Source organism: Fodinibius sp. AD559 (assembly GCF_052712805.1).
In genome coordinates this window covers 520,216-546,452 of record NZ_JBQPVW010000003.1, presented here as the reverse complement: position 1 = coordinate 546,452, position 26,237 = coordinate 520,216, and the positions used below count along the sequence as shown (strand labels likewise).

Annotated in this window: 22 protein-coding genes, 1 tRNA gene and 1 pseudogene; 18 read left to right on the top strand and 6 right to left on the bottom strand. The window is 40.5% G+C overall.

What is annotated here, in order from left to right; all coding sequences use genetic code 11:
- The 9 genes from ACQ4LT_RS08115 to ACQ4LT_RS08075 form a co-directional block, all read left to right on the top strand.
- Nucleotides 1-348: hypothetical protein (locus ACQ4LT_RS08115; protein WP_445665528.1), on the top strand; the 348-nt coding region annotated here is incomplete at its 5' end.
- Between the two features lie 359 nt (nt 349-707).
- On the top strand, nt 708-938 hold the full coding sequence (locus ACQ4LT_RS08110; RefSeq protein WP_445665527.1) for a LapA family protein: 231 nt from the start codon (nt 708-710) through the stop codon (nt 936-938).
- A gap of 136 nt (nt 939-1,074) precedes the next feature.
- Entirely contained in the window at nt 1,075-2,889 is a 1,815-nt protein-coding gene (locus ACQ4LT_RS08105; RefSeq protein ID WP_445665526.1) for an SLC13 family permease, read from the top strand.
- A gap of 1,202 nt (nt 2,890-4,091) precedes the next feature.
- Complete coding sequence (locus tag ACQ4LT_RS08100; protein WP_445665525.1) at nt 4,092-4,652, top strand: helix-turn-helix domain-containing protein; 561 nt, start codon at nt 4,092-4,094, stop codon at nt 4,650-4,652.
- 200 nt (nt 4,653-4,852) lie between these two features.
- Complete coding sequence (locus ACQ4LT_RS08095) at nt 4,853-5,290, top strand: hypothetical protein (protein ID WP_445665524.1); 438 nt, start codon at nt 4,853-4,855, stop codon at nt 5,288-5,290.
- 92 nt (nt 5,291-5,382) lie between these two features.
- The gene (locus tag ACQ4LT_RS08090) at nt 5,383-6,453 is read left to right on the top strand and encodes a hypothetical protein (protein ID WP_445665523.1); all 1,071 of its coding nucleotides are present in this window, start codon (nt 5,383-5,385) and stop codon (nt 6,451-6,453) included.
- Nucleotides 6,454-6,732: 279 nt separating this feature from the next.
- Nucleotides 6,733-7,938, top strand: coding sequence for a GAF domain-containing sensor histidine kinase (locus ACQ4LT_RS08085; RefSeq protein ID WP_445665522.1), 1,206 nt, complete (start codon nt 6,733-6,735; stop codon nt 7,936-7,938).
- Nucleotides 7,939-8,572: 634 nt separating this feature from the next.
- Complete coding sequence (locus ACQ4LT_RS08080) at nt 8,573-9,451, top strand: universal stress protein (protein WP_445665521.1); 879 nt, start codon at nt 8,573-8,575, stop codon at nt 9,449-9,451.
- A gap of 4 nt (nt 9,452-9,455) precedes the next feature.
- Nucleotides 9,456-10,244, top strand: a complete 789-nt coding sequence (locus ACQ4LT_RS08075; protein ID WP_445665520.1) for a universal stress protein — start codon at nt 9,456-9,458, stop codon at nt 10,242-10,244.
- A gap of 47 nt (nt 10,245-10,291) precedes the next feature.
- Here the strand turns inward: ACQ4LT_RS08075 and ACQ4LT_RS08070 are convergent, their stop codons facing one another.
- From ACQ4LT_RS08070 to ACQ4LT_RS08060, 3 genes are all read right to left on the bottom strand, one after another.
- Entirely contained in the window at nt 10,292-11,371 is a 1,080-nt protein-coding gene (locus tag ACQ4LT_RS08070) for a sensor histidine kinase (RefSeq protein ID WP_445665519.1), read from the bottom strand.
- The gene (locus ACQ4LT_RS08065) at nt 11,368-12,186 is read right to left on the bottom strand and encodes an alpha/beta fold hydrolase (RefSeq protein WP_445665518.1); all 819 of its coding nucleotides are present in this window, start codon (nt 12,184-12,186) and stop codon (nt 11,368-11,370) included. The genes ACQ4LT_RS08070 and ACQ4LT_RS08065 overlap by 4 nt, the downstream gene beginning before the upstream one ends.
- A 63-nt stretch (nt 12,187-12,249) precedes the next feature.
- Complete coding sequence (locus ACQ4LT_RS08060) at nt 12,250-14,529, bottom strand: PAS domain-containing protein (RefSeq protein ID WP_445665517.1); 2,280 nt, start codon at nt 14,527-14,529, stop codon at nt 12,250-12,252.
- Nucleotides 14,530-15,054: 525 nt separating this feature from the next.
- Between ACQ4LT_RS08060 and ACQ4LT_RS08055 the strand changes: the two genes are divergently transcribed.
- The 6 genes and pseudogenes from ACQ4LT_RS08055 to ACQ4LT_RS08030 form a co-directional block, all read left to right on the top strand.
- The gene (locus tag ACQ4LT_RS08055; RefSeq protein ID WP_445665516.1) at nt 15,055-15,300 is read left to right on the top strand and encodes a response regulator transcription factor; all 246 of its coding nucleotides are present in this window, start codon (nt 15,055-15,057) and stop codon (nt 15,298-15,300) included.
- Nucleotides 15,301-15,440: 140 nt separating this feature from the next.
- Entirely contained in the window at nt 15,441-15,764 is a 324-nt protein-coding gene (locus ACQ4LT_RS08050) for a hypothetical protein (RefSeq protein ID WP_445665515.1), read from the top strand.
- Between the two features lie 24 nt (nt 15,765-15,788).
- A complete protein-coding gene (locus ACQ4LT_RS08045; RefSeq protein WP_445665514.1) occupies nt 15,789-16,088 on the top strand; it encodes a hypothetical protein in 300 nt (99 codons plus the stop codon).
- An 89-nt stretch (nt 16,089-16,177) separates the two neighbouring features.
- On the top strand, nt 16,178-16,966 hold the full coding sequence (locus ACQ4LT_RS08040) for a GLPGLI family protein (protein ID WP_445665513.1): 789 nt from the start codon (nt 16,178-16,180) through the stop codon (nt 16,964-16,966).
- Nucleotides 16,967-16,996: 30 nt separating this feature from the next.
- Complete coding sequence (locus ACQ4LT_RS08035) at nt 16,997-19,681, top strand: carboxypeptidase-like regulatory domain-containing protein (RefSeq protein ID WP_445665512.1); 2,685 nt, start codon at nt 16,997-16,999, stop codon at nt 19,679-19,681.
- 147 nt (nt 19,682-19,828) lie between these two features.
- A pseudogene (locus tag ACQ4LT_RS08030) lies at nt 19,829-19,976 on the top strand (integrase core domain-containing protein); the annotation flags it as partial.
- Between the two features lie 204 nt (nt 19,977-20,180).
- On the opposite strand, the gene ACQ4LT_RS08025 reads toward ACQ4LT_RS08030, so the two are convergent.
- Nucleotides 20,181-21,305, bottom strand: coding sequence for a fatty acid desaturase family protein (locus tag ACQ4LT_RS08025; RefSeq protein ID WP_445665511.1), 1,125 nt, complete (start codon nt 21,303-21,305; stop codon nt 20,181-20,183).
- A gap of 532 nt (nt 21,306-21,837) precedes the next feature.
- Here ACQ4LT_RS08025 and ACQ4LT_RS08020 point away from each other — a divergent pair.
- Together ACQ4LT_RS08020 and ACQ4LT_RS08015 are read left to right on the top strand one after the other, a co-directional pair.
- A complete protein-coding gene (locus tag ACQ4LT_RS08020; protein ID WP_445665535.1) occupies nt 21,838-22,014 on the top strand; it encodes an HIT family protein in 177 nt (58 codons plus the stop codon).
- 168 nt (nt 22,015-22,182) lie between these two features.
- A complete protein-coding gene (locus ACQ4LT_RS08015) occupies nt 22,183-23,067 on the top strand; it encodes a mechanosensitive ion channel domain-containing protein (RefSeq protein ID WP_445665510.1) in 885 nt (294 codons plus the stop codon).
- A gap of 37 nt (nt 23,068-23,104) precedes the next feature.
- Here ACQ4LT_RS08015 and ACQ4LT_RS08010 read toward each other — a convergent pair whose 3' ends face one another.
- Together ACQ4LT_RS08010 and ACQ4LT_RS08005 are read right to left on the bottom strand one after the other, a co-directional pair.
- Complete coding sequence (locus ACQ4LT_RS08010; protein ID WP_445665509.1) at nt 23,105-24,196, bottom strand: calcium/sodium antiporter; 1,092 nt, start codon at nt 24,194-24,196, stop codon at nt 23,105-23,107.
- 510 nt (nt 24,197-24,706) lie between these two features.
- Nucleotides 24,707-24,780, bottom strand: a tRNA-Arg gene (locus ACQ4LT_RS08005).
- 244 nt (nt 24,781-25,024) lie between these two features.
- On the opposite strand from ACQ4LT_RS08005, the gene ACQ4LT_RS08000 reads away from it, so the two are divergent.
- Entirely contained in the window at nt 25,025-26,188 is a 1,164-nt protein-coding gene (locus ACQ4LT_RS08000; RefSeq protein WP_445665508.1) for a PQQ-dependent sugar dehydrogenase, read from the top strand.
- Nucleotides 26,189-26,237: the final 49 nt, after the last annotated feature.

Here is a 26,237-nt window from a genome sequence, read left to right as displayed (position 1 = left end):
AAGAGTCAAATCGACAGTTTAGAGCAAAAAGTTGATTCTGCAGAAGTGGTAGCTGAGAAGGCTGAGGAAGATATAGAACGGGCCGAAGAAAAGCTGGAAGAAGAGAACTTGGATGAAGCAGAAAAGCGCGAGAAAAGGCAACAGTTAGAAAAAGCTAAGCAGCAACTCTCTGAGCTGGAAAAGATGCTCGAAAATGAAAGAGCAAATTTGCAAAATGCTCGAGAAAAAGTTGAGGAGCTAAAAGGTGATAAGTCTGATGCTGAAAATACAGAAGAGGAAAGCGAAAACGAAGAAGAGAAAACTGAGAATGAAGATGATGAGGCCGATGATAATGAGAACGGTCAATAGTTATTGAATGGTGCAATAGAGCAGAAAAGGTCCGAAAATTCTTTCGGGCCTTTTCTTTTTGAAGGGGTTAGGTTATTCGCAAATATAAGTTCGTGATTTCCCCGAATTTGGGCTTCTGTGTTGATGAAGAAGAGCAAAAACGGTTATAGTTTCTTCTTTGACAAATAGATAAAAAAGGAAACGGCTGGGTTGCAGCTATTGGGTTAGAACTCCTGCAACCCAGCAGGGTAGGGATAGAGGTTTTCAGGTCACACACTTTTGTGGATTATAGTTTTCTTTGCAGTTTTGAATATACCACCTAATTTATGGTAATTAGCGGGTAGTTATATAATATAGGTTCTAAAAACAGGACGTAAACTATGAAAAAGTTAAAGTTGGCAACTGTTTTGGTTTTGACTCTGGTTTTGGTGTTACTTGTGGTCCAAAATACTACGTCTGTTCAGGCACACTTTCTTGGGTTTTCCACAGAAATGTCGTTAGTCGTGCTGCTTTTTTTAACCGGGGCATTAGGTTTTGTCTCAGGATTAGTACTTGGGTTTCTGTTAAAAAGCAGGGGCGGGCAGTCTACCAAAGAGCAACAAAAGAATTAAAGCAAGTATTAGTTTTGATGACGTTGCAAAAGTGCTTATTCATCAAGCCTTACGTTTTTTGCATAAAGATAGGCTTGGGTTACGTTCACAAGTCATATTTATAGATATCCAACATATATAATATTGGTTGTTATACATGGGATTTGAACAGTTGTTAATTTTTGTCGTGTTATTATGTGCCTTTATCGGCTTGGTGATTGATCTGTGGAGCCCGGATGGTATCTTGTTGACGGCCCTGGCTATTCTCACAATCAGCGGGGTGCTCAGCCTTGAGCAGGCTTTCCAGGGATTTGCCAATACGACCTTAATAGCGCTGGCCACTCTATATGTAGTGTCAGCCGCAATGCGGGAAAGCGGAGCGCTGGACCGGGCCAGTGCCTTTATTCTGGGAGAGGAAACACGCAGTATTCAGCGAATTTTGCTGCGCTTATGTCCCAGTGTATCCCTGTATTCAGCATTTTTAAATAATACGCCCGTTGTTGCTATGGGGATTCCTGCTATCAGGCAATGGGCCTTGAAAAAAAATATTATCGTATCAAAGTTGCTTATGCCCCTTTCTTACGCCGCTATTTTGGGAGGGCTCTGTACGTTAATTGGGACCAGTACCAACTTGATTACCCACGGACTGTTGCAAAGTCACGGATTTGAGGGACTTTCGTTTTTTGAGCTGGCCTGGGTCGGCGTTCCCTGTGCCGTGGTAGGACTGGCGTACATCGTTTTTATCTCTCCCCTACTAACTCCGGCCCGCCGGGATATCCGGTATGAAGAGGAAAAAAGACGGAACCTGTTATTAGAGATTGAAATAATAGAAGCAGCAGACGTGATTGGGAAAACCATAAAAGAAGCAGGGCTGGATGAGTTTCAGGCTTTTTATCTTTCCCGTATTAATCGCGACGATCGTGGAATAGCTCCCGTACCAAAAGACGAGCAGCTTCACCAAGGCGATCATCTTTTGTATGCTGCTAAAGGCGGTATTGCCGCCAAAGCACCCGATTTGTCCGATTATACCGGGGTTCAGATTGTGCAACAGCCACCGAGAGATATTGAACGGGAAGATAAGCCAGAACGGGAGCTTCACCATGTTGTTGTAAAAGAAGGATCGCCGTTGGTGGGGGCCACGGTAGAAGAAGCTAAGCTCCTCGAACAATTCGGAGCTGCCGTAACAGGCGTGCGAAGAAGCGGAAAACGTGTTGACCAGCCCCTTGGACCATTTGTGCTGCATTCCGGAGATGTATTACTTCTTGATACAGGGTCTGGATTTCACGAGGCCTATGAGGATACGACGGATTTTTTCCTCACGAGTGCGGCCGGTGGTGAAGCAGCCGGGGCCGCAGAAAACAATGAAAAACGTCGGTCAGGAGGGAAAGACTTGTACATTTCGGTAGCAGTGTTAGTGGGCATCATATCACTGGTCGTGGCAGGAGTTGTACATATAGCGTTGGCCGGTATTTTGGGGGTCGCGGCATTGTTGAGTTTTAATGTTATTAAAGCCGGCGAAGCTCGAAAATCAGTAGACTGGACTGTCTTAATCGTTATTGGTGCCGCCATTGGTCTGGGCAAAGCTGTAGAGGTGAGCGGAACGGCCGAACTCATTGGAAGGTGGATGGTGGATCTTACCAGCGCTTATGGCCATCGAGCGGTGTTGGCCGGGGTTGTTATTGTTACAGGTCTGCTTACTGAAATTATTACCAATAACGGTGCGGTAGCACTGATGTTTCCGATCGCCTTATCCGTTGCCGAAACCCAGGGGATTGAAGCTCGCGGCCTGTTTATTGCTATTACTCTTGTGGCATCGATGTCGGTGATCACCCCTATCGGCTATCAGACAAATCTTATGGTCTATGGCCCCGGTAACTATAAGTTTACCGATTTTTTTAAGGTAGGTTTTCTTCTTGAATTGATGCTGTGGACGCTGGTCATTATCCTGGTTCCCATCTTTTGGCCGATGTAATTAATTGAAAACCCTCTACTTTAGTGGTCCGGAAAATGGAAAAGCTTATACTACGGAAACTACACAGATAGGCCATAACAATTGAATATTTGAGAGAGGATTACATGACGAGAAGCATCCGCGCTGCGAACGGCGCGCGTGTAGAACTGCGTAGCCTCTCAGTAGCTAAAGACGGGCCGGAGCTATAAAGAACTACTTGAGTACTTCTGGGAGCATCGTATTAAAATGTAACCAAATTACTGAGCGCAGTTGTTTATCTTGCTGGGAGAGGAAGAATGTATTGGGTGCACGTGTTGAAGCGCTGCTATTGGATGTCCTTTTTCTTGCAGTCCACGTATTATCTTTAATTTATGTCCTCAGCTCCCCAGTATATCGATTAGGATGTGAAACTGTCGGTTTTTTCTTAAGGAAAGAGCTACAAATGTTGCTCAATGGTGAACTCAGAGAGCAATTCCTTACAGATTAATAACAGTTTATAGCACTTCTTAATTACCATTACATCCAATATACCTCCCCTTTAAACATCCGTTTTAAGATTCTATCTATTAAAGATACATGGTCTAAGCTTAGCAGATACTACCGCAAATCATCATAAAATACATCCCTTTAGTATATTAGCTAACCAAATAAATATATAACGATTTGCCTATAAATATATAACGATTTGCCTATAAATATGTAACGATTTGCCTATAAATATGTAACGATATATTCTTACATATTTATATACTGAAGAAACTCACCTTATCCATTTTCTATAGCCCTATAGGCTCGCACTTTTGATTAAGTGCGGGCCTATTCTATTTTGGCATGAGACTTAACAAAAGTTAACTATTTTATCGTCATCGGTAAGGATGAGATAATGTTCCTTTAGCATATTTTCTAACCAAATAAATATGTAACGATTTACCCATAAACATGTAACGATTTATTCATGTCAACTTCATATAATGAAATAACCAACATGATGTATCTCTGATACCATACTTCCCTGAACTAAAGGCTCGCACTTTTGATTAAGTGCGGGTCTATTTTATTTTAATATTTTACTATATAATATTATTTGGAGACAGGACAAATTCGACGAAGCATCCGATCGGTTGGGCCTAATTTGGGATAAACCGCCAGGCATTACGTTGTGGTAATTATGTTTATATAGTTTCTTTCGTTAATTTCCGATCAAAGCCTAATAAGGGCAGATTATGAAACTATATATTAAATATATGGTTAGCCTGCGTTGCAAGATGCTGGTTAAGGAGGAGTTGAATAAGCTCGGCATAGACTGTGTATCAGTAGATCTTGGGATGGTCGAAATTGAGGAAGACATTACCGAAGAACAGTTGGAAACCCTCGGGAAGAATTTAGAGAAAGCCGGGCTGGAATTACTCGACGACAAAAAGAACATCCTTGTCGAAAAAATTAAAAGTATCATTGTGGAAATGATCCACTACGAGGATGAAGTTCCGAACGTAAATGATTCCGATTATATCAGCGAAAAGCTGGGATACGATTATACCTACCTTTCCAATACGTTCTCGGAAGTGAAGGGGATTACCATTCAGCAGTATATCATCAAGCACAAGATTGAAAGGGTTAAAGAACTACTGTTGTATGATGAGTTAACCCTGACCGAAATCGCCCACAAATTGCACTATAGCAGTGTTGCCCATCTATCTAACCAGTTTAAGAGTATAACCGGCCTGACGCCTACCTATTTCAAAGAGATGAAAGAGAAAAGGGAAAAGAATCTCGAGGATCTGTAATATATATAACATCCATTCAAAAAATATGTAATGGTTGTCTGCTGTAATATAGACATATTTTTTCAAATTGTGCTACTTAACAACCATTAATAGGCAGAGAAGCCAATGCAATTTCTTTCATGTCTATGATATGGCAATAGCATGATCATCTGGTTTTAACCACAGATAAATAGCTGTAATCTTATAATGAAATCCATTTTATGATGAGAAAACTTATCACCACTATCTTGGTCGTATTTGCCATTCAGTCTGTTGCTTTTGCGCAGTCAGTGGATGTTACTGAAACATTTAAGAAGAGCTTTAACGAAACTGTTCAGAAAGTCCAAAGCACTGAGGATGCAGACGAAAAACGAGTGCTGCTAAACGAATCATTCAGCAAAATGATCGTGGCAATCGAGCGTATTGAATCAAAAGCGAACCTTTCTAAAGAGGAAAGCGCCCAGCTTGAATCTTTTAAGAGCGAAATACAAGATAAAAAGAGTGAGTTAAATGGAACGGATGGTTTTGACAAAGTACTGGATAAAAACCTCAACGACTTCTCTGATTACTCACAACAGTATTTTCAGCAAGCTGATAAAACGATTACTATTGGCCTGACAGCAGTTCTTTTAATTATTCTCATTCTGATACTTCTGTAGTACTGTGAGGACTATTTAATTTATAAATAATCTCCGTTCTTCAGTGGGACGGAGATTATTATATCTATTTATTATTACTCTGAACGTTTGTTGTGATTAGAAATCTAATCTTTTTCTCAATTATTATAGGTGTATCCCTTGCGGGATGTAGTACTACCAATGAACTGGTTAACAATGATGTTACCGGTCAGGCGGCTGCTATTGAATATTCCGTGATTTATTATATCCACGCTGATGCCGGGTATCTTTATCATGATTCCGATGGACAGCCGGTTCGGGCTAATTCCCAGGTGCTTGAAACTGCTATTGAGGTTGCAGAAAGGGCAGATTCTGGCGAAGTTTTTATTTTTTATCAACGTCCAGAGAAGAAGTTTTTGGGGCTGTTTCCTCGAAAGAGCAGTCAGTTCTATCATTACACAAACGGGCAGAAAACTACGCAGGTTAATTATCGGCATTCCGACAAAAAGGAGCCCTTCCTCACTACCGAAGTTCAGCTTTATAAGAAATATCGGAATTATACGGCAGAGAAAAATCAGCAGCATTACTTTCTTTACTTTGGACATGAGATTCCAAACGATAATGGGAAAAGCTATCATCGGTCCCTGCCGAATATTGAAGTGAACACTGCTTCTTTTGCAGGCGGGATACAGCATTTTTTGACTGATGAGCAGGTATTTGATTTGGTGGTGCTTTCTACCTGCAATAATGGAACGCCTGCAATGGCATCCCGCCTCATACCTTTTGCTGATCACCTGCTGGCATCTCCTCAAAATCTGCACTTATCACATATCGATACAGAGCAATTAGGATTATTGGAAAGCAATCCTGGAATTTCGCCCCGGCAAATAGCACATTCATTGGCGGGTGACACTTTCCGACGACTTAAAGAGCAAGTCCAAACTCCCATAACACTTGCAGAGTATGATTTTGAATCTATCCGGAAGTATGTTAATGAGCTCGATAATCTCATCACTGTCTTTGAAGATACGGCTCGTATAAATCCTTACCACCAGAATACAGACTGTGGGCAATTTTCATTTTTTGATAAGGAAAAATATACACAAGGAATTGAGATGTGGTATAAGCCGGCTAAGTTTGGAAGACGCGCCGATCAATCAGCCACGCATTCGGGCTGGGGATGTAAGCCGTTGTTGGAGGATTGAAAAGTTTTCTCTGGAGTAGTCATCCCGTTAAAATTACCTCAGAAAGAATATTATTAGCTTAAACCAAGTCAAAGGGTAATATGAGGAGAGTAATTTTCACTCTTACAATATATATTCTTTTTTGTTTACGACTTGAAACGTATACTGTTTTTTAATGGTAGAACGATTTTCAGGGTAAATCGTATCTATATGTTTTTAGGTGATAAATTATATTTCGAGTTCGAGAACCTTTTAATTTATTTAGTTTAGTAACTAACCCATTAGTTTTAGAGGTCTTCTATGGATGCTCCCCTACCCGAAAATGAATTTGAACGACTAATCGATCTGTCAGAACTCGATTTAGATTACAGTAATCTCGAAGAACATCTCGAGGATTTAACAAAATTAGCCGTCCGTATTGTGGGTACCGAAGTGTCACTGGTAAACCTTATTGATAACTACACCCAGTGGTCGGTTGCAGATTATGGATTAGATTTACAGCAAATGCCGCGCGAAGATTCGGTATGCCAGTATACTATTTTGGCGGATGATAATTTTGAAGTTAAAGACCTCTCCAAAGATCAGCGATTTAAAGCAAAAGAGTATGTAAAAAATGATCCCAAATTAAAGTATTATTATGGAATACCCCTGAAAACTTCTAATGGAGTTAATATTGGGGCATTGTGTGTGCTGGACTCTGAGCAAAAGGATATTTCGCCCGAAGATAAAGAGCTTCTTCAACTAATTGCCCGGCAGGTGGTACGGCGACTTGAAGCCCTGAAAAGTATAAATGAGTTGCAAAATAAGGTAAAGGAACTCAACCAAACCCATCGAAAGGTCAGTCACGATATTCGAAACCCTATTTCCGGTATTATAGGTATTGCTCAGCTGATGAAAGATGACATCAAGAATGAGCAAATTAATGAAGTGCTGGAATACGTTGAGATGATTGAACAAGGTGGGAAAACCTTGTTGGAGCTCGTGGAAGAAATCATGGATGATGAAGGTTCGCAAGGGAAAGAAAAGTCCAATAAAAACCAGTTTAGCTGTAGTGGGTTTTGCCAAAAATTAAATGAACTTTACCAGCCTCAGGCGAAGTCAAAGGGGGTTGAACTCAATATTCGGACTCTGGAAGAATCTGATGATGTATTGTTTTCTAAAAGCAAGCTACTGCAAATCGTCGGGAATCTCATAACTAATTCCATCAAATTTACAGAGGAAGGAGGAGAAATAGAGGTGGAAATAAGTATCACAGAGACGGATGAAGAGATCAAAAACAATGAACTCAAAATAAAAATAGAAGATACGGGCGTTGGGATGGAACAAGAAAAGGTTGAGGAAATTTTGGAAGGATCGGCCAAATCGGAGAGTGGAACAGGCGGTGAAAAGGGATATGGCTTTGGATTGTCACTGGTGCATTATCTGGTAAATAAAGCTGACGGAGAGATGGAGATTGATTCGGAGCTTGGGGAAGGGACTACGTTTAAAATTTGTCTGCCGGTATAAAAACTCATAAACCAATAATGAGTGGATAAACTTATAAGTACTGGGGGATATTTTAATTTTATGCCAGTGGAATCCTGAAAGAAAAATGGCTTCTTCAACTTCTTTGCTGCTCACCGTTAAATTACCTCCCATCGGGTTGACAAGATGTTGCTGATTGGAAGTCGCAGCCCAAATTCACTTTTTGCTTGAGCCTGAGGTATCGTTTATCTATTTGATTAAAAGGCTTGGGGATTTGATCAACATATTCGGAGGGGATTCCAATACCGGTATCTTTGGAATGTTCGTTAGCATATTGTCCCAAATTTTCTGTGATCCTTTGTGACTTCAAATGTCGCCTTTTGTAGGAATCAGTATTACGTGGACTATTTTGTTAAACTCGAAATTATTCTGATGATACCTTTCTCTTTTGCATTTTCACAAAGAGTATATATAGCCGTATTGCAAAACTGCAAATAAAATATATTAGGGCTATTTTTAATGCTTTTAAGGCAAGCTAAGAGGAATAAATACTGGAGCGTATACTGGTATAATATTTGCTTCCATATAATGGAAGACAGTACAATGATGGATTAAGTTCAAAATTAGTAGCGCGATATTAATCTATCTAATTTAAAATTATAGGTCTGAGGTTATTATGCTTTCCAGTATCAATAATATTTTGTTTCCAACTGATTTTTCTGATAACACGCGCGAAGCCCTAACGTTTGCTTTGGAATTGGCACGAAGTACCGGCGCAACGATTCATCTTATGCATTCTATTGAGGAGCCCTATGATTTTGCATCATTAAGAGAGGCACCGATAATAGCAGATGAGGAAGTAAAGAAAGGCTTAAGCCAGAGAGTAGACAAACTCTTTAATAACTTAAGGCAGGAGATAACAGATGATGAGAAGTATAAAGATGTTAACATAGAAACCTGCATGCAGACTGGCCGTGCTCTGTACACCATTTTGGAAGAAACGAATAATCGTGATATCGATTTGGTGATTATGAGTACAAAGGGTCGCAGTGGATTAGAAAAAATTATCTATGGCAGTACTACGGCCGAAGTAGTGGAGCGATCTAAAGTTCCGGTATTGGCAGTGCCGCCTAAGGTTTCATTTAATGGTTTTGACCAACTAATGTTTACTACCGACTTTCAGGATGGAGACCTGCGGGCATTACAATACATTACGAACTTTGCCAATCTTTTTAATTCAAATATTACGGTGTTTCACTCTTCACCCGAGGATGACCTGAAGACAAAAATTATGGTCCGTGGATTTAAGGAGCTGACTAAAGAATCTGTTTCCTACAGAGATATGACTTTTGTCCAGGAAACTAATCCGACATTTTTTGATGCTGTTGCTGATCAGCTTGAAAAAGGAAATTTTTCGCTACTGGTGATGACTCGATATAAAGATTCCTTTTCCCTGCTAAACAGGAGACAAACAAAGCAGATGAGCTATTATACGGAGGTGCCACTTCTGGTATTACCCGGTCAAGAACTTACAAATTCCGAAGAAAAGCAGTAATACGATGGATTACATAACCAATATTATACATCCCACTGATTTTTCTGAACCGGCACAAAATGCTTTTAACTATGCCATAGAAATAGCTCATACAAGTGATGCTAATCTAACGGTATTACATGCCAGCAAATCATCCTATAACTATGGATCGGAACAGATGATAGGTGAGATTTTAAATGATATTCCCTATGCCGACCTTCGTGTTGATACAAGTATCGAATTGGGAGATACTGTATCTGGTATTTTAAGTACTCCCGGGGATCTTATTGTCATGGGCACAAAGGGAAAAACAAACCTAAAAAAGACGCTATTTGGCAGTATTTCATCCGACATAATGCTTCAATCTGGCGTGCCGGTATTGTTGGTTCCAGATGGCAAAACCTACTCAGGATTTACTCGATTGGTGTTTGCTACTGATTATAACGACAGAGATCTGGAAGTGTTGGATCAGCTGACAGCTTGGGCGCAACTGTTTGAGGCTGAAATTACGGTGTTGCATGTAACAGCTAACGATAGTTTGAGATCGAGAGCCACGTTCAGGGGATTCAAAGAGTTGGCTCTTGAGCATGTTGAGTATCCACAGATAGATTTTAAGCTCCTGTTTGAAAAGGATTTTTATACCGGAATATCGGCGTATTTACATGGATATGAAGACGAGCTGTTGGTGATGTCCCGTTATAAGAAGCCGTTCTTTCAATCTCTTATTAGAAAGAGCCATCTGCAGCAGACACCATACTCAAAAGTTCCGCTGCTTGTAATTCCGGCAGATGATAATGTTGAAGAGGACGAGTAACAGTATATTCAGTAAACGAATGATTTTCTGGGGATTGGTCAGATACTTTAATTTTCTGCCAGTGGAATGCTGACAGAGAAAATGGATCCCTCACCTTCTTTGCTGCTTACCGTTAAATGTCCTCCCATTAGGTCGACAAGTTTTTTGCTGATCGGAAGTCCCAACCCAAATCCACTTTCACTTGAGCCTGAGTTATTGTTATCCATTTGGTTAAAAGGCTGGAAGATTTGGTCGATTTTTTTGGAGGGGATTCCAATGCCGGTATCTTTAACATGAATGTTAGCAAATCGACCCTCTTTTTCGGTAGAGAGGATAACTTCGCCGCCCGGTTCAGTGTATTTGACGGCATTTGTCAATAAGTTCATGATGACCTGCTTAAGACGGTCTTTGTCGGCAAAGACTTTAAGCTCAGTTTTTTCACTTCTTGTTAGTTCGATTCCTTTGTCTTCAGCATCGTGCATAGTCATCATAAACGAGTTCATGAGTACCTCCTCAAGTAGTAGTTTCTCGTTGTTGACTTCAAAATAACCCGATTCAAGTTTGGCAAAGTTCAGAATGTCATCAGCCAATCGTGCCAGATCTTTACTGGCATTTTTGATAAGACCCAGATACTTGCGCTCTTCACTTTTTGCGTCGCCATTTAACTCATTGGATAATAGGTCCACCATTCCGAGAATTACATTTAATGGGCTACGCAGTTCATGAGACATCATTGAAAGAAGTTTTTCCTTTTTGTCGCTCTTTTTTTCTGCTTTCTTTTTGTCATACAGAATTCGGTCTTCATATTCGGATCGGCGCTCCATCTGAACAACAATACAGCGATTTATTGGTTCATTATTTTCAATTGTTCGCTCGGCATTAATCAGTACAGGTATGTTTTCACCCTTCTTTGATTGAAAGGTTAAATAAATCTCATTCAACTGTTTCTCCATTTTTAACATGGGAAACAGGTGGGTCTGATAAAAAATTTTGGCACCCGGTGTTAAGATATGCTCTATATGATTATTAATTAAGTGCTCTTGGGAATAGTCGGTCAGATTACAAAGCCGGTTATTTACCTGTGTTAGTATTCCTTCATCATTAAATTCCAGATAACCGCAGGGTATTTGATTTATAGCGGAGCTCATGATCTTGCCAAGTTTTGATTAAAATAATTGTCGATAGCTTCAATTGTCAATTCTGGATCAGACATATGCGGACAGTGGCCATTCGCCGGAAGTACTTCTAAAGTGCTATTTTTAATTTGGGAATGTACATATTTGCCAATTCGTAGTGGTGCTATAGAATCATTTTCGCACTGAATAATTAGTACAGGCACATCTACCTCAGGGAGATCTTCTCGGTTATCAGCAAGGAAAGTGGCTTTGGCAAATTCATGAGCTATAACAGGATCGGTAGAGCAAAAGCTTTCCTCGAGTTCTTCGGTTAATTCAGGCTCATCTTCATTTTTCATTATTTCAGGAGCGAAAAATTCCGCCCATCCGATATAATTTTTTTCCATCAGATTTAGCAGCTCCTCGATAGTACTACGATCATATCCGCCATAATATTCAGGAGGATCATTCAAATAACATGGAGAGGGACCGATCATAACCAAGTGCTTAAACTTTTTAGGCTCTTTAATAGATGCCAATGCACCGATTATTGAACTTACCGAGTGTCCCACAAATATAACGTCATCAAGTTCCAAAGCATCGATAACCTCTAAAATATCCTGTGCATACCCATCGAGAGTTCGGTAACGCTCAGATTTGTAAGCGCTAATATCAGAGTTGCCGGATCCCACATAATCAAAAAGAATAATTTTAAAATGGTCTTTAAATGCCGGAGTAATAAAACGCCACATGTTCTGATCACAACCAAAGCCATGGGCAAACATAATGGGTATTTCTCCGTCTCCTGTAATGGTAACATTATTTCTTTCAACAACGTTATAGGCCATAATTATGGTATCAAGTGAAATTGAGCTCTACATTGTATTATTATAAGGATATATAATATATAGTTAAGTTTTTCCGGGGAAATAACTGGCGCTGGACCCACTGGCTTCTTTTTTAGAAAAGGCGATATGAAAGGAGGTGCCATTCTGGGTATTGATATCAACCTTTCCGTCGATCTGATCGATTAGTTTTTTAATGAGGGTTAATCCCAGTGTATTGGAGTTTTTAAGGCCCTTGTTGGCATCGAATCCGATCCCATTATCAGATATTTTCAGATGGACGGTACTCTGTTTTTCCTGTAGTTCAATGGTAATAGTTCCGGTTTCGAAATTTGGAAAGGCGTGTTTAAATGAATTGGTGATAAGCTCATTTATCAGCAGTGCACAGGGTATTGCCTGATTGATATTGAGGGTTACATCTTCTGTATGCAGGTCAATGTCAATATTGTTTGACTTTTCGGGGAAGGTTTCGAGTAGTGAGGTGGTAAGTTTTTGAATATACTTTCCAAAAGAGATATTTGCGAAATCTCCCAGAGAGTAGAGTGTTTCGTGGATAAGAGCCATTGAGTGAATACGCATCTGGCTTTCGGAGAGTATGTTTTTAAGCTGATCGTTGTCGGTATTAAATATTTCGAGCTGTAACAGGCTGTTGATAATAGCCAAGTTGTTTTTAACCCGGTGATGTACTTCGCCCAGCAAAACTTCCTTTTCCTTGAGAGCGCTTTTTAATTTTTCTTCATTTTCTCTGCGATCCGTCACATCCTGCATGGTTCCGGAAATTTCAATAGGATTTCCCTCATCATCGTAATGCATTTCAGCCCGTTCATGAATATAGATGATCGATCCGTCTGGTTTCTTAATCTTAATTTCGGCATCCTCCCATTCCTTGCCCTCTCTTATACGTTCTATAATATTATTAACCTTTTCCAGCTCACTTTCGGGCAGAAATTTCCGGTAGTTTTCGATAGATGGTTCAAACTTGTCTTTATCAAGGCCATAAATCTCGTATACTTCGTCCGACCAGTGAAGCTCGTTAGTGGGTATATGCCAAGTCCAGCTGCCCATTTTCCCAATACGCTGGGCTTCTTTCAGTTTTTGTTCCTTGCGTTCGAGTTCCTCTATAGCCTGTTTTTCATCGCTGATATCTATACCTATGCCTGTGGCGTATGTATCGTTATCAACCTGGTAACGGAATGCAACTAAAAGGATGGGAGTAACTTTTTCGTTTTTGGAAACAAAATCGAGTTCAGTGCGCGCATATCCATCCTGAAAAACTTTTTGTAACGCTTTTTGGGCTCTGTCGTGGTCTTTTGGGGCGATAAAGTTTGTATATGACCGATTTTTGGTTTCTTCGGGTGTTCGATTTGCGACATTAATTAAATTATTATTCCATTTCTTGATTCGCCCTTTTTTGTCAATGAGAAAGAAAATACCCGGAAGGTGCTGAATAATATTTTCAGTGAGCTTTGCCTGCCTGAGGAAACGCTGTTCAGATCGTTTTCTCCGGCTGATATTTCGACCGGTCACATAATATTTGCCCGATTCTTCGGTAATGGTTATTCGGAACCATAATGGATCATCTTCCCGGGTTTTAATAACTGTTTCTGTGGAAAACTGCTGCTCTGTTTTCTTTTTTGCCCATTTTTTTAGTTCGGTTTCAAATCCATCCTGCCGAAGGTAATTAGGTAAAGGAGTCCCCTGAACATCTTCGGGTTTGTAGTCGAGTAGTTCTTCAACTTCTTCATTGACCTCTTCAATATTCAGGGTGTCAGGATTGACAATCAGCCTGATATCGGTTGAATTTTTAAGAAATATCGCTCTCTTGGTTAGTTTTTTATGTTGGCTGATAAGCTCTTCCCGTTTAAGTCGAAGCTCCAGCCGGGCTTCTACTTCGTTACCCAGAATTTGCAGTGATTCCAGTTGCCGCTCAGTGAACTGTTTGGGTTCTTTGCCGAAAACGCAGAGGGTGCCAAGATTATAGCCGTTGCTTTTTAATATAATCCCGGCATAAGACTGTATGGTTTTGTCTTTTACATAATCAAGATTCTTAAACCGAGGATCTTTGTTGAGGTCATTAATAACCAGGTATTTATCGCGCTGAATAGTATGATGGCAAATACTTTTTTTGCGGGGCATTTCTTTAAATTTCCATCCGTGACATGATTTAGTCCATTGCCGGTTGTGATCCAAAAAGTGAATGTGAGCATATTCTACATCGCAGAGGTAGGCAGCTACTTTCGTGAGATCGTCGAACTCTTTTTCATTAGGTGTATCAAGGATGTTATACCGCAGCAGTTCTCTGACACGCTTCTCTTCATGGCTGTTATGGGTGGTACTTTTTTCCATGGCACTTCCTACATATACAGAGTATGTTTGATCACTATAGGCATGATAATAATTTGTTTGCTTAAACTCGATTACGCTTGGGCAAGTTTTTTGAAAAGTTACTCAACCATAGCTCATGATGGGGCAAAATCAGATTGGTATCCTCAGTAACAGTTTACGCGTTTGGTTATGTACTTTCGAAAAATAGGAATGGATCGAATACTATTTGGTACCGACTTATAGTGGGCGCCTGCCCACTATAAGTCGGATATTCGAGAAAAGTGTCACTTGAGGAAAATGAGCTACAGACTATTTTTACAAATTAAGCTCCCTGGATTAGATAATATGTACCAAGGTTATCTTTGTTCTTTTAGGTTGTTTAATTTCCTTTTAGACATATTCTCCCTTAAATGTTTTTATAAAAATAGTATAAAGACTTATATATTAATGATTTTTAATCTTTTATTTTGCAACTATCTCTATTCCAGAGGCTCTTGTTAAATAGAAATAGGTTTAATTAGCTCAAATTTATCGGGGAGATAAAAAGTGGATAGGTCAACAGGCAACTCATCAGAATATATTAATCTGCTAAAGAAGCTTACACCCAGAGAGGTTGAAATCCTTGAAGAAGTCGCCAAAGGGCGCACAAGTAAAGAAATCGGAGAAATATTAAACTTAAGCTATAGAACAGTCCAAAAATACCGGCAGAATATCTGCGAAAAACTGGGAATTAAAGGCTATAGAGCGCTTTTTAAATGGTGCTTAAAACATATGAAAGATCGGGAGGAATAAGCGAAGAACTAATTACAACTTGCTTACTATTTTACGCAGGTTGTGCGTATTGCTACATTTATTATTCAAAAATATCCTGTTAAGAGTGAATAGAGGGAAAAGTTTTTCTCTCTTAAATCTAACTTAAAACAGGAGATGTTATGCGAAAACTAATTTTTTTAGTGATTTTACTTTTTGTAGGTATTAGCCAACAGCCAGCTTTTGCAACGAGCATGCCTGCGGCAGCCGAATCACCGCAGTTCATTGAGGAGTGCAGTATCAAGGCAAATCCCGACTTGGTGGAACTACTTCGCCCCGTTGTAGAGAAGATGGGGATTGAGGTGGATCAGATGGAAGTAGTTGAGCAAGAAGTAAAGGATAGTTGTACCATTCGAATAAGGGGGACCATTGATGGGAAAAAGGTGGATATAACAATAACGATTGATGGGAAATCGTGTGCTGAACTAATGAAAGAGCTAATGTAATATTAATATTAAACAACAGTTGCGATGAATATTGTACAAAACCCAGCATTTATCTGTACGTTGGCACTTTTACTATTAACTGCTACGAATATAGAGGGTGCTACTACAGTTGATCTTAGGAATAAGGCAATAGAGGACTATCCTGGAAAGCAATTGGTTGTTTCTCCTATCCCGAGTTTGGAATGTGGGGGGAAGATCATTGAGCGAGATTGTACCGTGCGGGTTGCAACTGACAATATGGAAGTTGAAGTTACCTTCTATGAGGTAAGTTGGTGGACTTGTGCCAAGTTGAAAGTGGGAGCTTGGTGGCATCGAAATTTTTAAATAATGATGTCGAAAAAAACATGAATATTATTTAAGAGTAGTCTGGGATTTAACCTATTCCAGACTACTCTTATTTCAAATCAACTGTTATGAAAAAAGTATATTTATCATTCCTTATTTCACTGTTCATACTTCTTTCTTCATCAAAAGTATTTGCCCAAGGGAAAGTTACTTATACGGCAATACTTGAGAGCCAGGATTTCAGAGAGCTTAAAGCCGAGTTAATATTTAAGGATAATCTCTCTCTCTTTTCTTTTTTGCCGGATACAACAGCAAAAGCTGAAAATGTGCATTCAATGAATCTAAACAATGCTTCGAATGCGGAGTTTGAAATTTCAATAGGGGAGCCTTTAGCCTCGTATCACCAAGTTTTTATTGATAGGAGTGCCCAAAAAGTTGTTGCCAGCGAACGTTATTTTAAAAACGGAGAACTTCATCCGTGTATAACAATTGAGCCAACCGGATTGATTGACTGGGAGCTTAAAAATGAACAAAAAGAAATCAGTTCCTTTACGGCTACTAAAGCAACCGCATCTTTCCGGGGAAGAAACTATACAGCTTGGTTTACAACCGAAATACCGGTAGATGAAGGACCGTGGAAATTTCATGGTTTGCCCGGGCTGATATTGGAAGTGTATGATGAGGAAAAGGGCGTACAATTCCTGATGTCAAAAATTGAAATTCCTTATCAGGTTAACCCTCAGGATATAGAAGCTCCTGATAAAGGTAAACGACTTACTATTAAGGAATATGCGACCTACCAGGAAAATTTTGTGGATGAACTTGTTGAACTGATTCGGGCCAAACTGCCTCGGGACGCTAAGATATCAAATGTTAGTACTACCCAGGTTAATAAAGGAATCGAACGGGAATATTAAGGCTTAGAAAGAAACTGTATGTGAGAAAAAATGGTGACTACAATTGGTCGTATTTTCATTTTCTTTATTTCTATTGCGTGTATCTGTCCCTCATTACTCTACGGACAGACTCTTATTAAGGGAGAAATAATCGATTCATTACAGCAGCCGATCCCTCATGCCCAAATTCTGCTTCGCCAAACAAAAGATTCTGGGATTGTTGCTTTTACCCAGAGCGATAGTCTCGGCAGTTATGTTTTGAAAGTGCGTGATACCGGGCAGTTTATGTTGTTCTTTAAAGCCCTTTCTTATGAAACCAAGCATTTACCGCTTACCATTTCGAGAGATACATTGATAAGACGAGATGCTACATTAAGAAGTAACCCCATTGTTTTTGATGAAATTGTTGTTCGGAGTCAAGGTCCGATCCGCGTTAATGGTGATACAGTTGCTTATAAAGCTGATGATTTTACTTACGGAGATGAAATGGCTGTAGAGGATCTCTTGCAGCGATTGCCTGGCATTGAAGTTGAAGATGATGGTACGATTAAATTTGGTGGTAAAGAGGTTGAGAAAGTGATGGTGGAAAATGCAGATCTGTTTGGAAAAGGATATAGCATGATCACTAAAAACCTGGGGGCCGGTTTAATTGATGAGATTCAAGCTCTTCAACACTATTCCGACAATCCTGAACTAAAGGGGTTAGAGCACAGTGACAAGGTTGCATTAAATCTTGAACTCAAAGAGGAAGTAAAGACATCGCTGTTGGGTAATGCCACAGTTGGTTATAATTCTTCTAATGATTATGAGGCCCGTCTTGCATTAATAGCAATGGGAAAAAAAGTCCAACAGTATTCCTTTTTGAATACGAATAGCCTGGGATATGACCCGCTTGGTAAAATCGATCATTATCTATACTCAGAACGCCCGGGAACAGAACCACTTTCCACTTTTGATCTCGATCTGCACCCAATATTGAATTTGAATCAGTCATCACCGGGACTGCGAGACAGCAGGGTACGGTTTAATAACTCAAGTTTGGCTTCCTACAATATCATCTTCAATCCCTCAGATTTATTGGAATTTAAATTATTAAGCTTTGCAACCTTCGAAAAAGATCGTTTTAACAGGGAGGGAATTTACACCTATGATACTAATGAAGAACCGGTCGTAAACAGGGAAGAGAAATCACTGACAGAGAGGATAAAAAACGGCTTTAGCCGTATACAGGTTTCATATAAACCTACTGATAATTCGCACCTTAAGTATGATGGGTTACTATTTGGCAAAAAAGGAGATAGTCGTTCAACTCTAACATTCAACGATAGAGAGTCTTCGGAACTGTTGGATAATAGTCGCAGAGAAATGGAACACTATCTGGATTTTACCTCCCGAATTAATGAAAAAAATGCGCTACTACTTTCAGGCAGATACCAATACAAACAACAATCGGAGAAACTGTCGGCGCGCCCCTTTCTGCCGAAGGAGGTTTTTGGGAATGGCAGCCCTTCTTTTGATGCAGACCAGAGAAACGAAACTGACCTATGGTTATTTAACCTGCAGGCGAAAACAATAACAAGGATGGCGTCCAATTTTACCGTGGAAGTTAAAGCGGGAACCGAGTTTTTGGACGCTGCACTGAAAACAGACCTACTAATGCCTCCTCATATTTCTTCTCATAATATACTCGATGAAGGATATACAAATAATAACGATTTGGGATACGAAAATATATATATAGGATTAAAGAGCCGATATAACTTTGGGTCCGGTTCAATTTTTGGAGCAGCGGATATAAATCGATTAGCTTATAATACAACAGATTATCTGGATGTTGATAATGATGATACAATACTCAAATATATTGAGCCGAGGTTGGGTCTTAAATGGGAGATAAATAAGAAGAATACAATGCAGATAACCTATCTGTACAATGCTACGGCAACTTCTTTTTTTGAGCTGTCGAGCAATTATCTGTTTTTGGGTGATCGAACTTTTAGTCGCGGGGTGGGTATTTTCGGTGTTTTCAGGGGACACAATTACCTATTCAACTATACCCTTGGAGATTGGATAGACCATTTTTTTGTTAATGCAACGGTACTCTATAATCAAAAGAAAGAATCTTTATCAGTTAATAGTATTATTACTCCTGAATACCGCTTGTTGAGAAAACAGCAGGGAGGTTTTGAAGATTTGTTGCACTTTAGTTTGTCAACGGATTTATATCTGAAGGCCTTAAGAAATAATTTGAAAGGGAAGTTGGGTTATTCGTCAACCCATTCTAAGACGAACGAAATTAACGGGGAAAACTATTTATTTTATTCTCATTTTCTGAAGCCAGGGTTTGAACTGCGATCGGTATTTGATGGAGTGTTCAATTATATCGTAGGAGGTTCCTGGAAATATCATCGCAACTCATCGGTAGTCCGGCATTCCAATATAGATCTTACCCAATTCCTAGATCTCTATTTTGATCTCAGTGATACTATAGAACTACAGCTGTTGGCTGAAAGGTATAGGTTGGGTGGTCGTGAAAAGGGAAATAATCACTATTTCTTAGACGGTATCGCACATTATGAGCTTTCCAAAAATAAGTGGAAGATCAAATTTGAGATGAGAAATCTGCTTAATAATCACCAGTTTGAACAATATGAGCTTACGGATGTTGGTACGGAATCTACATTCCACAAAATAGTGTCTCGCTACTTTTTAGCAGGAGTACACTATCGATTCTAAAATTACTAAAAATAATTGTAATCGACTTTGTATCTTGTCTTCGCGGCCGCTTCGTGGGATTACTCTGACGCGGGTACGATACGCATTCTGGCGTATTTATGTTCTGCTTCGCCGGGAAATCCACCGACAACCCGAATTTAGCCTTTCAATGGGAGCTTCCTTGATGAGTGTTTGAAGCTGCACTGGTTCTGATCGCTCGCTGGAAGATGCCCGCCAAAAGATTGAAGCCTGGAGGACCGAATATAACTCTTTCCGACCTCACAGCTCACTCGGAGATTTAACTCCGAATGAGTACATTCAGAAACATCACATAACGCCCGATTCTCTACTTATGACTGGGTCAATTATAGGGAGGTGCTCAGTAGTAAATTTTATCTACTTTCAATCGGTTAACTTTTAGTGAATCCTACAATTATTCGCGTAGGCTTGGATGGCAACATTCAACAGGAATTAGCTGACCTGATCGCTTTGGTAACACTATCGCAGCGTGTGAACAGATTTATTGGAAGTCAAACTTATATTCAGGTTCAGAATAGGTAAACTCCGGATCCCCGAACTTCTTAAGCGTACGGTAATGGGAGGCTACTGCCTCGAAAAAGGTTTCGTGGTGGTTATAGGGGATATCAAACTCCTCAGCTGTTTTTTCAACAATGGGACTAATAGCCGGGTAGTGCACGCTGCATATTCTGGGAAATAGATGATGTTCAATCTGAAAATTTAGTCCACCTACAAACCAGCATAAGGCTTTATTATCACGTGCAAAATTGTTGGTAGTCACCATTTCGTGAATCATCCAGTGCTCGTCAATCATATTCTCTTCGTCCGGCACCGGATGGTCGGTTCCCTCGACAACATGGGCAAGCTGAAAGATGACCCCAATAATAACCCCCGCCGTCAGTTGAAGGGTTAAAAAGCCAATCAAAAGATGAACCCAGGTAATATCGAGCAGGAGCATGGGCAGTACCAGTATGTAGGTATAGTAGATGGCCTTAGTCACAAATAGAATAATCCATTCGCTTATGGGATGAGACTTATCCTTATACGGCCCGATATTTGTTTTGAGGAAATGCTTGTAATCCTTTATAAATACCCAGAAAACCATGGCCAGGCTGTAGGCAAAAAAGGCCAGAATATGTTGCACGCGATGGATGGGCTTGTGCTCGGAATGCGGAGAGAGACGTATAAAGCCAGCTACCTCAAGATCTTCGTCGTGCCCATGAATATTCGTGTAGGTGTGGTGGATGATGTTATGGGTTATTTTCCAGATATACCCGTTGGCCCCCAGCAGATCGAAGGTAAATCCCAGGGCACGGTTGACATATTTGTTAGAGGAGTAGGCTCCGTGCAAGGCGTCGTGAGAGACTGAAAAGCCTACACCGGCCATTCCAATACCCATCAAGAAAGTTAAAAACCACATGGTTCCAAGCGAAAATTGCCCGGAGATAATCAAGGCGTAAGGTCCTAAATACAGGGAGAGCATAATGATGGTTTTTATAACCATCTGCGCGTTGGCATGCTTGGAGATGTCATTCTCCTCAAAATATTGGTCAACCCGCTTTTTTACGGTTTTACTGAATTCCCGGCTGGTGCTGTTGTTAAATGTTACTTTTTCAACGTCGGACATGTTTTTGAACTCTTTTAGTACATTTTAACATTAAAATTGACGAAATTTCGTCAAGAAAATCTTACATAATTCTTAGCTTTTGTTACATATTTTTGACTTTTGTGACAACAGCTTGAGAAGGTAACGTACCATAAACAGGAAACCAATATTTTCATAGTCTTTTTATTTTTAATCCGGGAAATGGAATTACTGACTACATAATATTAAGCTGGATTTATTTGTAAACTGTTCGCAGGCAGGGAGTGCTAAAGCTTCAAATGATATAGAGAGTCGCGTTTTATTTCTTTAGAATGAGTTGGTGCTTAGCAAAGATGATCTTGATCCAAATGCTATTTATAATTTTTAAGGCGCATGGATGAGTGGGTTTCATTTGTCCGTAAAGAGTAATTCTAATTTCATTCCTCTTTTATGGATTGTGTGTTTTATGATCCGGAGGTAACTGAATGAGCTTTTCTGGAATCTCAGCATTTCCGATGTATTTATAACAAGTCGCCCATACTGCCCGGTCACTCAATGGTGATTTCGGCAAAGCCTGTTTGATTTTAATGATGCTCAGCGTAACGAATTAATGCAGCTTGGTACCCATACAGCTGAACTCGTTATTGATTTATTCGATGCTGATTCATTTAACTGGACTATACAAGATCGCCCTCCCGCCGGACAAACCGTTCCGCATTTTCATCTTCATATTATCCCGAGAATAGAGTGAGACCTGGAAAATCCGGGTGATTGGTACCCTCAGCTTGAGAAATATTACGATCAGACGAATATTGGCAGACGGGAACAGGTCACCAACCGCATGTAAATGAATTTGCAGTGAGCACTGCAAGAGTATATTATATGCACGAATATCATTTTGTAAAAGAATTAAAGACTCATGATCGAAAATATCAGCAAGTGGCTGGAAAGTATCGCCGTATTAGGTTCGCTGCCGAATATGTTTATCAGTACGGCTATTCTCATTCTTATAACCATAATTTTGCGGTGGCTTTTATCGAGATATATCCGTCGAAGCGTTTCCTCAACCGAGCTTCGGCGCCGGTGGCTGGTTCAGTCGCGCAACGGCTTACTTCTGCTGCTTCTGCTGGGACTCCTCTTTATCTGGGGTGAAGAGCTTCGAACCCTCGCATTGTCTATCGTTGCAATTGCGGTTGCTTTTGTTGTAGCTACTAAGGAACTGATTCTCTGTGTCACCGGATCTATACTCAAGACCGGTGCGGGCTCATTTAATATTGGCGACCGGATACAGATCAAGGATTTTCGGGGCGACGTGATTGATCAAAACCTGCTTGCCACAACGATTCTGGAGGTAGGGCCGGGAAAGATCACTCATCAGCGAACCGGACGTATGACCGTTATCCCCAACGCCTTGTTTGTTTCAGAGCCGGTTATTAACGAGAGCTATACTCACGACTATATACTGCATGTTTTTACCGTTCCATTTAAGCGCGAAGATGACTGGCGCGAGGCACAAAAAGAGTTTCTTGAATGTGCGAATCGCCATTGCCAGCCTTATCTTAACGACGTCCGAAAACACATGAAAGAGATCAGCGAAGAACGCGGGCTCGACGTGCCAAAGGTAGAACCGCGGGTTACCATCCAGGTTCCGGCCGCCGGTGAGATCCATCTAATTATACGAATTCCCGTAAAGTCGGGGCAACGCAGCTTTATTGAACAATCTATCTTGTCGGAAGTGTTAAGCAACAATGATTTTGCCGCGAAGAAAGCTCCTGAAGAATCCACCGAACAGACTAACCGGTAGGTGGTAGATCAGAAAATATTGCTAAATGAAGTGAATGTCATTCTACATGACTTTTGCCTTTGTTTCGCCATTCCTGTACCGCAATTATAATGATAGTGATTGCAGTGATTGGTATTACGAAATAGAGCATCACCGTACTGAATAACGGCAAAGCTCCATGTTCAGTTGCGGCTAATACAAGATACAGCGTATACGCCCCATAGTAACAGACTAACAAACCACCTTCCCACCTGTTAATGGTACCGCCGGTAAAAAATATGGGCAGACAGGCAAATGCTACGGCAATCATAATGGGAATATCGAAATGATAAATGGCTTTAGAGACCTCGATACCTGCAGGGGCAACAACCCCCGCAATTCCAAGCACTCCCATAATATTGAAAATATTGCTCCCGACGACATTGCCTACGGCTATATCCCGCTCACCCCTAATGGCCGCAATTATGGATGTAACTACTTCGGGCAAAGACGTACCGGCTGCAATGATGGTCAAGCCAATAATCAGCTCGCTGACCCCCAGATACTGTGCAAAAGAAACTGCTCCGTCGACGAGCCAGCGCGAGCCGATAACTAATAATACAAGCCCCCCAGCAATAAAGCCTATATTTAAAAGCCAATTGTTCTTGCCGGTATCTTTTTTACCGGGGTTTACGTTTTGATCGGATGGGCTGTCGCCAAAACCGGTATTTTTGCGTCCTTCGTAAATCAAAAATCCAATATATCCGGCAAGGCCCGCAAGCAGGATATAACCATCATACTGGCTGATATTCTGATCCATGGCAAATAGCAGGACGATAACAGAAAGGCCTATCATCAGGGGAACATCAAGCCGAATTAATTGTTGTGAGACGCGCAAGGGAACAATCAATGCCGAAATGCCGAGAATGAACAACACATTAAAAATATTACTCCCCACCACATTGCCTAGCGCGATATTAGCCTGATCTGAAAGGGCAGATTTTACACTTACCGCAAGTTCCGGTGAGCTGGTGCCAAAGGCTACGATTGTCAGGCCGATAATCAAAGGAGATATACCGAATCCCCTGGCAATGCGGGATGCTCCCCTAACCAACACTTCGGCACCAACAATTAGAAAAGCTAATCCACAAAGAAATAAGAAAATGGTCATGGGGATTATTCTGAATAAAAGTGATTACTCATTTTTACTAAAAACAGAAGCTGAGGCTACACGTTGAGGGTAATACAGCGATAAGTATTCAGATCGATAAATAATGTGGCAAAAAAGCTGGAAAAATGTAATGAACACTTCCATCAAAAAATAAGGATTCCGCTGACACATTTACATCAGCAATACTGAGGAATATTTAAATAAGATAACCTTTAAAGAGATTTACAATGGTGTTGGCTATGGTGGGTGGGCATACTCTCGATTGCTTGATGGGATTGGACGAGATAATCCAAATTATTTAGAGAGTTGGCAGAAAGTCTGCAAAAAAGCAGGTTAGACCTTTTTATATATAACCATCCTAAACAATAAACGGACAAAACCCGCTAATCAAATGAGTATAACTTAGAGGGGGCGTTTATTTTCTGATATCAAAAATAAAATAGATCGGTTAAGAGAGTAGAATAAAAATTAAAGCCCATAAATCATTGTGAGTCATGGGCTTATAGAGAGTACGCCCGGAAGGATTCGAACCCTCAGCCTTCTGATCCGAAGTCAGACGCTCTATCCAGTTGAGCTACGGGCGCATTTCGAAAGGAGTCTAAATATCCCGCTTTGGCGGACAAATTACAACCCGGAATTACGACCTTTTGGGAGTAAGTAGGTTTACAATAAATATGGTATATCCCCAAAGTATGGATTTATGTGTTAGTCATTGCATGAATGTAATATTCATAACTTTTTACGTGCGTAATTGGCAATTATCGAACGAATGGCGTTAATTATTTATTCGTAATTGTATCACCATAAATGGGAATAACAGTTATTATTATGAGGACAAAAATGTATAAATATCTGTCAATATTTATAGCGGTAGTATTTTTAACAGCTTGTAATGCTACCACCGAAAATGAACCGGAGGCTGACACAATTCAGGGTCAGGAAGTTGAAAACCCGGAGTTAACATTAGAGACAATAGTTACTGAAATTGATGTTCCGTGGGGGATGGACTGGCTGCCCAATGGAGATATGCTAATTACCGCCCGGAGTGGTGATCTATGGTTATACAGTGAAGGAAATTTGGCTGATGAACCTATCGCAGGTGTCCCGGAAGTATGGGCACGTGGGCAAGGTGGTTTGCTTGATGTGAAAGTGCATCCCGATCATGAAGAAAACGGCTGGATCTATATGACTTACTCCAGTCCTGAAGGCAGTGGCGCTGGAGCAAATACAGCGTTAATGCGAGCCAAACTGAATGATGACCGATCGGAACTCATAGATAAAGAAGTTTTGTATAAAGCTGAGCCTAATACCGAGCGAGGTCAGCATTTTGGCAGCCGGATCGTATTTGATAATAATGGACATGTTTTCTTCGGTATTGGAGATCGCGGTAATCGTGATGTAAATCCCCAGGATGTTACGCGCGATATGGGAAAAATTTATCGTTTGAACGAAGATGGGAGTATTCCCGAAGATAATCCATTTGTGGGCAAAGAAGGATTGGATGCCATTTTTGCTTATGGTATTCGTAATCCACAAGGCATGGATCTGCATCCCGAAACCGGGCAACTCTGGGAGCACGAGCACGGTCCCCGAGGCGGTGATGAAATTAACATTATTGAGGCCGGAAATAATTACGGCTGGCCTGAAATTAGCTTTGGCATCAATTATGACGGCACAACGCTTACCGAAGATACGGCTAAGGCCGGTATGGAGCAGCCCGAGTGGTATTGGGATCCTTCCATTGCCCCATCCGGAATGACATTTGTAACAAGTGAAAAATTTCCCGAATGGCAGGGCGATATCCTTGTAGGATCACTTAAGTTTGGATACGTAATGCATGTTGATGTAGAGAACGGGAAAGTTGTTGGTGAGGAAAAGATTTTCGAAGATATTGGCCGCGTAAGAGATGTTAAGCAAGGTCCTGACGGTAATATTTATGTAGCGACTGAAGCTGATAGCGGCATTGTACGTGTATCTCCCAAGGATGAATAAAAACTTCCTGTAATCATTGAATTTAAAAGTATATCTGGCGCAAGTGTTG